The sequence below is a fragment of the Enterobacter sp. Crenshaw genome (genome assembly GCF_024734705.1).
GTDB classification, from domain to species: Bacteria; Pseudomonadota; Gammaproteobacteria; order Enterobacterales; family Enterobacteriaceae; genus Enterobacter; species Enterobacter asburiae_B.
Map to the genome: position 1 here is coordinate 3595330 of NZ_CP102932.1, position 12587 is coordinate 3607916.

The following is a 12587-nucleotide window of genomic DNA, read 5'->3' on the forward strand; positions in this document are numbered from 1 at the left end:
ATACACAACCCGACGCGATGATTCGCGCCGCACTCTCATTTTAAATGGAAATACGAATCATGAGCATTATTATTTACACTCGTAACGATTGTGTTCAGTGCCACGCGACCAAACGGGCAATGGAAAGCCGCGGCGTGGCGTTTGAAATGGTGAATGTTGACCAGGTCCCCGAGGCCGCAGATACCCTGCGCAAGCAGGGTTTTCGTCAGCTTCCGGTGGTAGTCGCTGGGGAGACAAGCTGGTCTGGTTTCCGCCCGGACATGATTAACCGCCTGAGCGCTCAGGCCGCCCGGGCATGAGTGGGCTGGTTTTCTTCTCCAGCAGCTCGGAATACACGCTCCGCTTTATTGAGCGCGTCGGGCTGCCTGCGGTGCGCATTCCGCTGAACGAGCGGGAGCGGATCCGGGTAGAGGAACCTTACATTCTGGTGGTGCCCAGCTACGGCGGCGGCGGTACGGCAGGAGCCGTGCCTCGCCAGGTGATCCGCTTTCTGAACGATCCTCATAACCGCGGGCTAATCCGCGGCGTGATCGCGGCGGGGAATCGCAATTTCGGCGATGCCTTCGGCCGCGCCGGGGATGTCATTTCTCAAAAATGCGGCGTGCCGTATCTCTATCGTTTTGAGCTGATGGGGACACAGCAGGACGTCGAAAACGTGCGTAAAGGAGTGAACGAATTTTGGCAACGACAACCGCAGAACGGGTGATTCAGGCGACGCCGGATTACCACGCATTAAACGCCATGCTTAACCTCTACGATCGGGAGGGGCGCATTCAGTTCGATAAAGATCGTGAGGCGGTGGACGCCTTTTTTGCCGCCCACGTGCGGCCCAACAGCGTGACGTTTGCGAGCCAGAATGAACGTCTCGACTATCTGGTTAACGAGGGCTACTACGACGCGCGCACGCTCACCCGCTACGACCGCGCCTTTATGGTGAAGCTGTTTGAGCGCGCCCACGCCAGCGGCTTTCGCTTCCAGACGTTTCTCGGCGCGTGGAAGTACTACACCAGCTACACCCTGAAAACCTTTGACGGTAAACGCTACTTAGAGAGCTTTGAAGATCGCGTGGCGATGGTGGCGCTGACCCTGGCGCAGGGTGATGAAGCGCTGGCGGAGCAGCTCGCCGACGAGATCCTCTCCGGACGCTTCCAGCCCGCCACGCCGACCTTCCTCAACTGCGGCAAAGCCCAGCGCGGCGAGCTGGTCTCCTGTTTCCTGCTGCGTATCGAAGACAATATGGAGTCGATTGGCCGCGCGGTGAACTCGGCGCTGCAGCTTTCCAAACGCGGCGGCGGCGTGGCGTTTCTGCTCTCGAACCTGCGTGAAGCGGGCGCGCCGATCAAGCGCATCGAAAACCAGTCCTCCGGCGTGATCCCGGTGATGAAGATGCTGGAAGATGCCTTCTCCTATGCCAACCAGCTTGGCGCGCGTCAGGGCGCGGGCGCGGTTTACCTGCATGCGCACCACCCGGACATTCTGCGTTTTCTCGATACCAAGCGCGAAAACGCCGACGAAAAAATTCGCATCAAAACCCTGTCGCTCGGCGTGGTGATCCCGGACATCACCTTTAAGCTGGCCAAAGAGAATGCCGAGATGGCGCTCTTCTCGCCGTACGACATCGAGCGTATTTACGGCAAAGCGTTTGGCGACGTGGCCATCAGCGAACTTTATGACGAACTGGTGGCCGACGATCGCATTCGCAAAAAAACCATCAATGCCCGCGATTTTTTCCAGCGGCTGGCGGAGATCCAGTTTGAGTCCGGCTATCCGTACATCATGTTTGAGGATACGGTGAACCGCGCGAACCCGATTGCCGGGCGTATCAACATGAGCAACCTGTGCTCGGAGATTTTGCAGGTCAACAGCGCGTCAGCCTACGACGAGAACCTGGACTACGCGGACATCGGCAAGGATATCTCCTGCAACCTCGGGTCGCTGAATATTGCCCACACCATGGATTCCCCCGACTTTGGCCGCACGGTGGAGACCGCCATTCGCGGGCTGACGGCGGTATCGGACATGAGCCACATCCGCAGCGTGCCGTCTATTGAAGCAGGCAACGCCGCGTCGCACGCCATCGGTCTGGGGCAGATGAACCTGCACGGCTATCTGGCGCGGGAAGGCATCGCCTACGGCAGCCCGGAAGGGCTGGATTTCACCAACCTCTATTTCTACACCATTACCTGGCACGCGCTGCACACCTCGATGATGCTGGCGCGCGAGCGCAGCCAGCGGTTCGCGGGCTTTGAGCACTCCCGCTACGCCAGCGGGGAATATTTCAGCCAGTATCTCGAAGGCGACTGGCAGCCGAAAACCGAAAAAGTACGCGAACTGTTTGCCCGCGCGGGGATTACCCTGCCGACGCGCGAGATGTGGCAGCAGCTGCGAGACGAGGTGATGCGCTACGGCATTTATAACCAGAACCTGCAGGCCGTCCCGCCGACCGGATCGATTTCCTACATCAACCACGCCACGTCGAGTATTCATCCGATCGTGTCGAAAATTGAAATTCGTAAGGAAGGCAAAACCGGGCGCGTTTACTACCCTGCCCCGTTTATGACCAATGAGAACCTGGCGCTGTATCAGGACGCGTATGAGATCGGCCCGGAGAAAATCATCGATACCTACGCGGAGGCGACAAAACATGTGGATCAGGGGCTGTCGCTGACGCTGTTCTTCCCGGACACCGCCACCACGCGGGATATCAACAGAGCGCAAATCTACGCCTGGAAGAAAGGCATCAAAACGCTCTACTACATTCGCCTGCGCCAGCTTGCGCTGGAAGGCACCGAAATCGAAGGCTGCGTGTCCTGCGCGCTGTAAGGAGAAAGGATGAAACTGTCACGCGTGAGTGCCGTTAACTGGAACAAAATCCAGGACGATAAAGACCTGGAGGTATGGAACCGCCTGACCAGCAACTTCTGGCTGCCGGAAAAGGTTCCGCTCTCCAACGATATTCCGGCCTGGCAAACGCTCGGCCACGCCGAACAGCAGCTGACGATCCGCGTCTTTACTGGCCTGACGCTGCTGGACACCATTCAGAATACCGTCGGTGCACCGGCGCTGATGAGCGATGCGCTGACGCCGCACGAAGAGGCGGTGATGTCGAATATCAGCTTTATGGAGGCGGTGCATGCCCGCTCCTACAGCTCGATTTTCTCGACCCTGTGCCAGACCAAAGACGTGGACGCGGCCTACGCCTGGAGTGAAGAGAGCGAGTCACTACAGAGAAAGGCGGAGCTGGTTCTGGAATATTACCGCGCCGACGAGCCGCTGAAGAAAAAGATCGCCAGCGTGTTCCTGGAATCTTTCCTCTTCTATTCCGGCTTCTGGCTGCCCATGTACTGGTCGAGCCGGGGCAAGCTCACCAACACCGCCGATTTGATTCGGCTCATCATTCGCGATGAAGCGGTGCACGGGTATTACATTGGCTATAAGTATCAGAAAGGGCTGGAGAAAATCAGCGAGGCGAAGCGCGAGGAGCTTAAAGGCTTTGCGCTCGATTTGCTGATGGATCTGTACGACAACGAGCTGAGCTATACCGAGGAACTCTACGCCGGCACCGGCTGGGAGGACGACGTGAAGGCCTTCCTCTGCTACAACGCCAACAAGGCGCTGATGAACCTGGGCTACGACGCGCTTTTCCCGCCGGAGATGGCGGAGGTGAACCCGGCGATTCTGGCCGCGCTGTCGCCCAATGCCGACGAAAACCACGATTTCTTCTCGGGATCTGGCTCATCGTATGTGATGGGCAAAGCGGTGGAAACCGAGGATGAAGACTGGGATTTTTAATGAACGCTAACGTTCGTTAATTTAATATAAACCCAACAACTCCCGCTCTAATATTTACAAAACAACTACACTGTAATTTCCACGTCATATTCGCCTGAATCATTCCGGTTCAGGCGAAATTTCCCGATGCAGCAGCAAAAAATTGAGAAAAATTCAAACCGCCCTCAGCCCTTTATTCATGGGAAATTCAGCCGTTTCGCTTACTTCAAAATTCCGCCCTTAGCCCGACTCAGGGTTGTCTCAGATTCTCAGTATGTTAGGGTTATGCCCGTTAACAATTTACCATGGTAATCATATCGGCATAAACAAATAACAGGACACTCTCTATTGCATGGCAATTAAATTAGAAGTGAAAAATCTTTATAAAGTATTTGGCGAGCACCCGCAGCGCGCATTCAAATATATTGAGAAAGGCCTTACGAAAGAGCAAATTCTGGAAAAAACCGGGCTATCGCTTGGCGTTAAAGACGCCAGTCTGGCCATTGAAGAAGGCGAGATTTTTGTCATCATGGGATTATCCGGTTCGGGTAAATCCACTATGGTTCGCCTTCTCAATCGCCTGATTGAACCCACCCGCGGGCAGGTGCTGATTGACGGCGTGGATATCGCCAGAATATCAGACGCAGAGCTTCGCGAGGTGCGCAGAAAGAAGATCGCAATGGTGTTCCAGTCATTCGCGCTAATGCCGCACATGACGGTGCTGGATAATACCGCTTTCGGCATGGAATTAGCCGGCACGCCGGCTCAGGAACGTCAGGAAAAAGCCCTTGATGCGCTGCGTCAGGTCGGGCTGGAAAATTATGCGCATGCGTACCCGGATGAACTTTCCGGCGGTATGCGTCAGCGCGTGGGATTAGCCCGTGCATTAGCCATTAATCCAGACATATTATTAATGGATGAAGCCTTCTCCGCCCTCGATCCGTTAATTCGCACCGAGATGCAGGATGAGCTGGTAAAATTACAGGCTAAACATCAGCGAACGATTGTCTTTATTTCCCACGATCTGGATGAAGCCATGCGTATTGGCGACCGCATTGCCATTATGCAAAACGGTGAAGTGGTGCAGGTCGGCACGCCGGATGAAATTCTCAATAATCCGGCGAACGATTATGTCCGCACCTTCTTCCGCGGCGTGGATATTAGCCAGGTCTTTAGCGCCAAAGATATTGCCCGTCGAACGCCAAACGGCATTATCCGTAAAACGCCAGGCTTCGGCCCGCGCTCGGCGCTTAAGCTGCTGCAGGACGAAGACCGTGAATACGGTTATCTGGTTGAACGCGGCAATAAATTTGTTGGCATTGTCTCCATCGACTCCCTGAAAACGGCTCTCACTGAGAACCAGGGAATCGATGCGGCGTTAATTGACGCTCCGCTTGCCGTGGACGCCGAAACGCCGCTCAGCGAGCTGCTTTCTCACGTGGGCCAGGCGCCGTGCGCCGTGCCGGTCGTGGGTGAGGAACAACAGTACGTCGGCATCATCTCAAAACGGATGCTGCTGCAGGCTTTAGATCGCGAGGGGGCAAACAATGACCGATCAATCTAACCCGTGGGGCACCGCTGAGGCAGCGGACAGCGCTGCGCAATCCGCCGACGCGTGGGGTTCCACGCCAGCGCCGACCGATGGCGGCGGCGCGGCAGACTGGCTCAACAGCGCACCCGCGCCAGCGCCAGAACACTTCAACATCATGGATCCGTTCCATAAAACGCTGATCCCGCTGGACAGCTGGGTCACAGAGGGGATCGACTGGGTGGTCACCCACTTCCGTCCGGTCTTCCAGGGGATCCGCGTCCCGGTGGATTACATCCTGAACGGCTTCCAGCAGCTGATGCTGGGGATGCCGGCACCGGTGGCGATTATCCTGTTCTCCCTGATCGCCTGGCAGTTCGGTAGCGCAGGGATGGGGGTCGCTACGCTGATTTCGCTGATTGCCATTGGCGCGATTGGCGCGTGGTCGCAGGCGATGATCACCCTGGCGCTGGTGCTGACCGCCCTGCTCTTCTGCGTTGTCATCGGCCTGCCGATGGGGATCTGGCTGGCGCGCAGCCCGCGGGCGGCAAAGATTATTCGTCCGCTGCTGGATGCGATGCAGACCACCCCGGCGTTCGTCTATCTGGTGCCTATCGTGATGCTGTTCGGCATAGGCAACGTGCCGGGCGTGGTGGTGACCATTATCTTCGCCCTGCCGCCGATTATTCGTCTGACCATTCTGGGGATTAACCAGGTGCCTGCGGACCTGATCGAAGCGTCACGCTCGTTCGGCGCCAGCCCGCGCCAGATGCTGTTTAAGGTTCAGCTCCCGCTGGCGATGCCGACCATCATGGCGGGCGTTAACCAGACGCTGATGCTGGCCCTGTCGATGGTGGTGATCGCCTCGATGATCGCCGTTGGCGGACTGGGTCAGATGGTGCTGCGCGGCATTGGCCGTCTCGACATGGGGCTGGCCACCGTCGGCGGCGTCGGCATTGTGATCCTCGCCATTATCCTTGACCGCCTGACTCAGGCCGTCGGTCGTGATTCACGCAGTCGCGGCAACCGTCGCTGGTATACCACCGGCCCTGTCGGGTTACTGACCCGTCCATTTACAAAATAAGGAACAACGATGCGACAGAGCGTACTTTTTGCCACAGCGTTTGCCACCCTTGTCTCCACCAGCGCGTTTGCGGCTGACCTGCCGGGTAAAGGCATTACCGTACAGCCGGTGCAGAGCACCATTTCAGAAGAGAGCTTCCAGACCCTGATCGTCAGCCGCGCGCTGGAGAAGCTGGGCTACACGGTTAACACGCCGAGCGAAGTAGATTACAACGTGGGCTACACGTCGATTGCCTCCGGTGACGCCACCTTTACCGCCGTCAACTGGCAGCCGCTGCACGACGACATGTATGCCGCCGCCGGCGGTGACAAGAAGTTCTATCGCGAAGGGACCTTCGTGACGGGTGCGGCTCAGGGGTATCTGATTGACAAGAAAACTGCGGACCAGTACCACATCACCAACATTGAACAGCTGAAAGATCCGAAGATCGCCAAACTGTTCGACACCAACGGTGACGGCAAGGCCGACATGATGGGCTGCTCGCCCGGCTGGGGCTGTGAAGCGGTGATTAACCACCAGAACAAAGCGTTCGATCTGGCGAAAACCGTCGACGTGAGCCACGGCAACTACTCCGCGATGATGGCCGACACCATTGCCCGCTTCAAAGAGGGGAAACCGGTGATCTACTACACCTGGACGCCGTACTGGGTAAGCGACGTGCTGAAGCCGGGCAAAGACGTGGTGTGGCTGCAGGTGCCGTTCTCCTCCCTGCCGGGCGAGCAGAAGGATATCGACACCAAACTGCCGAACGGCATGAACTACGGCTTCCCGGTGAATACCATGCACATCGTGGCTAATAAAGCCTGGGCGGAGAAAAACCCGGCGGCGGCGAAGCTATTCTCGGTGATGAAGCTGCCGCTGGCGGACATCAATGCCCAGAACGCAATGATGCATGCGGGCAAATCGTCTGAAGCGGATGTGAAAGGCCACGTCGACGGCTGGATCAAAGCCCACCAGCAGCAGTTTGACGGCTGGGTGAAAGAGGCGCTTGAAGCGCAGAAGTAAAAACAAAACCCTCCCCCTCACCCTAACCCTCTCCCAGAGGGAGAGGGGACGATGACCTCCCTCTCCCCTTGGGAGAGGGCCGGGGTGAGGGGATCAAACCGCACAATCCACCTAAACCGCACAATACATCACCCAACAATCCCCCAACTTTCACAATCATTAGCTATTATGGTTTCCGGAAAAATAATCACTCAACTAACGATTCCTGAAACTAATGACAAAAACAACTCAAGGGCTTAGCCCCGCACTCATCCTTTTAATGTCCGTGGCAACGGGTCTGGCGGTCGCCAGCAACTATTACGCGCAGCCTCTTCTCGACACCATCGCCCGCGCGTTCAATCTCTCCGCCAGCTCCGCAGGCTTTATCGTCACCGCTGCACAGCTGGGCTATGCCGCCGGGCTGCTGTTCCTGGTGCCGCTCGGCGATATGTTTGAACGCCGAATGCTGATCGTCTCCATGACCCTGCTGGCCGCCGGTGGGATGCTGATCACCGCCAGCAGCCAGTCGCTGACGATGATGATCGTCGGTACCGCGCTAACGGGGCTGTTCTCCGTGGTGGCGCAAATCCTGGTCCCGCTCGCCGCGACCCTCGCCTCCCCGGAAAAACGCGGCAAGGTGGTGGGCACCATCATGAGCGGCCTGCTGCTGGGGATTTTGCTGGCGCGTACCGTTGCAGGGCTGCTGGCAAGCCTCGGCGGCTGGCGCACCGTATACTGGGTGGCGAGCGTGCTGATGGTCGTCATGGCGCTGGCGCTGTGGCGCGGGCTGCCAAAAGTGAAGCAGGAAAACCACCTGAACTATCCTCAGCTGCTGGCCTCCGTTTTCAGCCTGTTTACGCAGGACAAGCTTCTGCGCACCCGCGCCCTGCTGGGCTGTTTCACCTTCGCTAACTTCAGCATTCTGTGGACGTCGATGGCGTTTTTGCTGGCCGCGCCGCCGTTCAATTATTCCGAAGGGGTGATTGGCCTGTTCGGCCTGGCCGGTGCCGCAGGCGCGCTGGGGGCACGCCCCGCTGGCGGGCTGGCCGACAAGGGCAAATCCCACCTGACCACCTCCGCAGGGCTGGTTTTACTTCTGCTCTCCTGGGCGGCGATCTGGTACGGACACATCTCGGTGCTGGCGCTGATCGTCGGTATCCTGGTGCTCGATCTCACCGTTCAGGGCGTTCACATCACCAATCAGACCGTCATCTATCGCGTGAAGCCAGAGGCGCGTAACCGCCTGACGGCCGGATACATGACCAGCTACTTCATCGGCGGCGCAGCGGGTTCGCTTATTTCAGCGTCGGCGTGGCAGCATGCGGGCTGGTCGGGGGTATGCGCGATCGGGGCCATCGTCGCCACCCTCAACCTGCTAGTATGGTGGCGCGGTTATCACCGTCAGGATGCAATTAACTAACATTTACATTGAGTTGGCCTCTTAGGGTGTTAAGAGGCCCTTCACTCTGTTAATGTAAACGTAATCATTTATCCCAGAAATTTTAATGTGGGTGACATATTTACAATCGGCATGAATAGTTCAGACCCCCGTCCTCACATCCTCTCTTCCGCGGGTTCACACCCTACGCTTTCTGTGCTCACCGGGTCACGGACTTACCCGGCGCTTTCTGATGGTGACATAAGTTTGGCGGATATAACCGCACAAATAATTCATTTACATTATTTGTCACTATCGTTACTATATCGGCTGTAATTAATGAGGTTATGCCCAAATGGATAGTTCGTTTACGCCCATTGAACAAATGCTTAAATTCCGCGCCAGTCGCCATGAGGACTTCCCGTATCAGGAAATCCTACTGACTCGCCTGTGCATGCACATGCAGGGTAAGCTACTGGAAAACCGTAATAAAATGCTGAAAGCTCAAGGGATTAACGAGACGTTGTTTATGGCGTTGATTACGCTGGAGTCTCAGGAAAATCACAGCATTCAGCCTTCCGAACTGAGCTGCGCGCTGGGCTCCTCCCGTACCAATGCGACCCGTATTGCCGATGAACTCGAAAAGCGCGGCTGGATTGAGCGCCGTGAAAGCGATAACGATCGCCGCTGCCTGCATCTGCAACTGACCGATAAAGGTCACCAGTTCCTGCGCGAGGTGCTGCCACCTCAGCACAATTGCCTGCACAAACTCTGGTCTGTCCTCAGCACCGCCGAGCGCGACCAGCTTGAGCACATCACTCGCAAGCTGCTCACCCGTCTGGACCAGATGGATGAAGACGGCGCCGTTCTTGAGGCGCTGCGCTAACGCGACGACACGCTCACCATTCCAGATTCATAAGAAAACCGACAGGCCAGCACGTCACAGTGCTGGCCTTTCTGACAACAGGTCGGCTCAGCCGATGTGAAAATAAGAAGATCGTGGAGAACAACAATGAGCGCAAATGCGGAGAGCACTACCCCGCAGCAACCGGCCAACAAGAAAGGCAAACGTAAGAGCGCCCTTCTTCTGTTGACCTTGCTCTTTATCATTATTGCCGTGGCATATGGGATCTATTGGTTTTTAGTACTGCGTCATGCTGAAGAGACTGACGACGCGTACGTGGCAGGGAACCAGGTACAAATTATGGCGCAGGTGTCGGGCAGCGTGACGAAAGTCTGGGCTGACAATACCGACTTTGTGCAAAAAGGCGATGTGTTGGTGACCCTCGATCCAACCGACGCCCAGCAGGCGTTTGAAAAAGCACAGACCGCGCTGGCCTCCAGCGTCCGTCAGACCCGCCAGCTGATGATCAACAGCAAACAGCTGCAGGCCAACATCGACGTGCAGAAAACGGCGCTGGCGCAGGCGCAGAGCGACCTGAACCGCCGCGTACCGCTCGGCACGGCTAACCTGATTGGCCGTGAAGAGCTGCAGCACGCCCGCGATGCCGTTGCCAGCGCTCAGGCACAGCTGGATGTGGCCATTCAGCAGTACAACGCCAACCAGGCGATGGTGCTGGGCACCAGCCTGGAAAACCAGCCCGCCGTACAGCAGTCGGCGACCGAAGTGCGCAACGCGTGGCTTGCCCTGCAGCGTACCAAAATCGTCAGCCCGATGACCGGCTATGTCTCCCGTCGTTCCGTCCAGCCAGGGGCGCAGATTAGCCCAACCACGCCGCTGATGGCGGTCGTGCCGGCAGACAATCTGTGGGTAGACGCCAACTTTAAAGAGACGCAGCTTGCCCATATGCGTATCGGCCAGACCGCGACGGTTGTCAGCGACATCTATGGCGATGACGTGAAGTACACCGGTAAAGTGGTCGGCCTGGACATGGGGACCGGCAGCGCCTTCTCCCTGCTGCCTGCGCAAAACGCCACCGGTAACTGGATCAAAGTGGTTCAGCGTCTGCCCGTGCGTATTGAGCTGGATGCCAAACAGCTGGCGGATCACCCGCTGCGTATCGGCCTCTCAACGCTGGTGACGGTCGACACCGCCAACCGCGACGGTCAGATCCTGGCAAGCCAGGTGCGCAGCAGCCCGGCTTATGAAAGTAACGCCCGTGAAATTAGCCTCGATCCGGTCAACAAGCTGATCGATGACATCGTGAAGGCAAACGCCGGTTAATCCGAAGGTGAGCGTTATGCAACAGCAAAAGCCGCAAAAACCGCTGGAAGGCGCGCAGCTGGTCATTATGACCATCGCGCTGTCGCTGGCGACATTCATGCAGGTGCTGGACTCCACCATCGCAAACGTGGCGATCCCGACCATCGCCGGTAACCTTGGCTCGTCGCTGAGCCAGGGGACCTGGGTCATTACCTCGTTTGGGGTGGCAAACGCCATCTCCATTCCGATTACCGGCTGGCTGGCAAAGCGCGTCGGTGAAGTGAAGCTGTTCCTCTGGTCAACGGTATTGTTCGTTCTTGCCTCCTGGGCGTGCGGCATGTCCAGCAGCCTGACGATGCTGATTTTCTTCCGCGTCATTCAGGGGATTGTCGCCGGGCCGCTGATCCCGCTGTCGCAGAGCTTACTGCTGAACAACTACCCGCCAGCCAAACGCTCGATTGCGCTGGCGCTGTGGTCAATGACCGTGATTGTCGCGCCGATTTGCGGGCCTATCTTAGGCGGCTATATCAGCGACAACTATCACTGGGGCTGGATCTTCTTCATCAACGTACCGATTGGCGCCCTCGTGGTAATGCTGACGCTCCAGTCGCTGCGCGGCAGAGAAACCCGGACGGAACAGCGGCGTATCGACGCCATTGGTCTGGCACTGCTGGTTGTCGGCATCGGTAGCCTGCAGGTCATGCTCGACCAGGGCAAAGAGCTGGACTGGTTCAACTCCCGGGAGATCATCATCCTGACGATTGTCGCGGTGGTGTCGCTGAGCTTCCTGATTGTCTGGGAGCTGACGGACGATAACCCGATAGTCGACCTGTCGCTGTTTAAGTCGCGAAACTTCACCATAGGCTGTCTGTGTATCAGCCTCGCCTACATGCTCTACTTCGGCGCGATTGTACTGCTGCCGCAGCTGTTGCAGGAGGTATACGGCTACACCGCAACCTGGGCAGGTTTAGCCTCGGCGCCGGTTGGATTGATTCCGGTTCTGCTGTCGCCGATTATTGGCCGCTTCGCCCACAAGCTCGACATGCGCCGGCTGGTGACGTTCAGCTTTATCATGTACGCCGTGTGCTTCTACTGGCGCGCGTATACGTTCGAACCGGGAATGGACTTTGGCGCGTCCGCGTGGCCGCAGTTTATTCAGGGCTTTGCCGTGGCGTGTTTCTTTATGCCACTGACCACCATCACGCTTTCCGGTTTACCGCCTGAGCGCATGGCGGCCGCATCGAGCCTGTCGAACTTTACGCGAACGCTGGCGGGCTCGATAGGTACGTCGATCACCACCACCCTGTGGACGAACCGTGAATCGATGCACCATGCCCAGCTGACCGAAGCGGTGAACCCGTTCAACCCGAACTCTCAGCAGATGTACAACCAGCTGCAGGGAATGGGCATGACGGAGCAGCAGGCGTCAGGGTGGATTGCCCAACAGATCACCAACCAGGGTCTGATTATCTCCGCCAACGAGATTTTCTGGATATCGGCGGGGATCTTTATCGTCCTGCTGGGGCTGGTGTGGTTTGCTAAACCACCGTTTGGCGCCGGTAGCGGCGGCGGTGGCGCGCACTAAATCGCGTTGTCCAGAACGCGACAGCGATTGTCAGTGTCGATAAAGCAGCGCTCCTGAAATCAATTCACGATAGTGAAAAGACAACAGGAGCGC

11 protein-coding genes are annotated in these 12587 nt (G+C 57.4%); all 11 read left to right on the forward strand.

All coding sequences use genetic code 11. The features are described 5' to 3' along the window. Window positions 1–59: 59 nt before the first annotated feature. The 11 genes from nrdH (at window position 60) to emrB (ending at window position 12494) form a co-directional block, all read left to right on the forward strand. Window positions 60–299: a glutaredoxin-like protein NrdH gene (nrdH, locus tag NWV12_RS17070; protein ID WP_045889183.1), complete on the forward strand. Its 240-nt coding sequence runs from the start codon at window positions 60–62 to the stop codon at window positions 297–299. After that, window positions 296–706, forward strand: coding sequence for a class Ib ribonucleoside-diphosphate reductase assembly flavoprotein NrdI (gene nrdI / locus NWV12_RS17075; RefSeq protein WP_048979795.1), 411 nt, complete (start codon window positions 296–298; stop codon window positions 704–706). The genes nrdH and nrdI overlap by 4 nt, the downstream gene beginning before the upstream one ends. After that, a complete protein-coding gene (gene nrdE / locus NWV12_RS17080; RefSeq protein WP_048979797.1) occupies window positions 679–2823 on the forward strand; it encodes a class 1b ribonucleoside-diphosphate reductase subunit alpha in 2145 nt (714 codons plus the stop codon). The genes nrdI and nrdE overlap by 28 nt, the downstream gene beginning before the upstream one ends. A gap of 9 nt (window positions 2824–2832) precedes the next feature. Next, window positions 2833–3792: a class 1b ribonucleoside-diphosphate reductase subunit beta gene (gene nrdF / locus NWV12_RS17085; RefSeq protein ID WP_048979798.1), complete on the forward strand. Its 960-nt coding sequence runs from the start codon at window positions 2833–2835 to the stop codon at window positions 3790–3792. A 331-nt stretch (window positions 3793–4123) separates the two neighbouring features. Next, the gene (gene proV, locus NWV12_RS17090) at window positions 4124–5335 is read left to right on the forward strand and encodes a glycine betaine/L-proline ABC transporter ATP-binding protein ProV (RefSeq protein ID WP_032660399.1); all 1212 of its coding nucleotides are present in this window, start codon (window positions 4124–4126) and stop codon (window positions 5333–5335) included. Further along, window positions 5319–6383, forward strand: coding sequence for a glycine betaine/L-proline ABC transporter permease ProW (gene proW, locus NWV12_RS17095; RefSeq protein WP_048979800.1), 1065 nt, complete (start codon window positions 5319–5321; stop codon window positions 6381–6383). The genes proV and proW overlap by 17 nt, the downstream gene beginning before the upstream one ends. A 9-nt stretch (window positions 6384–6392) precedes the next feature. Beyond that, window positions 6393–7388: a glycine betaine/L-proline ABC transporter substrate-binding protein ProX gene (gene proX, locus NWV12_RS17100; protein WP_048979802.1), complete on the forward strand. Its 996-nt coding sequence runs from the start codon at window positions 6393–6395 to the stop codon at window positions 7386–7388. Window positions 7389–7602: 214 nt separating this feature from the next. Further along, window positions 7603–8787, forward strand: a complete 1185-nt coding sequence (locus NWV12_RS17105; RefSeq protein ID WP_045889178.1) for an MFS transporter — start codon at window positions 7603–7605, stop codon at window positions 8785–8787. A 313-nt stretch (window positions 8788–9100) separates the two neighbouring features. Continuing rightward, entirely contained in the window at window positions 9101–9631 is a 531-nt protein-coding gene (gene mprA / locus NWV12_RS17110) for a transcriptional repressor MprA (protein WP_023333174.1), read from the forward strand. 126 nt (window positions 9632–9757) lie between these two features. After that, on the forward strand, window positions 9758–10930 hold the full coding sequence (gene emrA / locus NWV12_RS17115; protein WP_048979803.1) for a multidrug efflux MFS transporter periplasmic adaptor subunit EmrA: 1173 nt from the start codon (window positions 9758–9760) through the stop codon (window positions 10928–10930). A 16-nt stretch (window positions 10931–10946) separates the two neighbouring features. Further along, complete coding sequence (emrB, locus tag NWV12_RS17120; protein WP_032660391.1) at window positions 10947–12494, forward strand: multidrug efflux MFS transporter permease subunit EmrB; 1548 nt, start codon at window positions 10947–10949, stop codon at window positions 12492–12494. Window positions 12495–12587 lie beyond the last annotated feature (93 nt).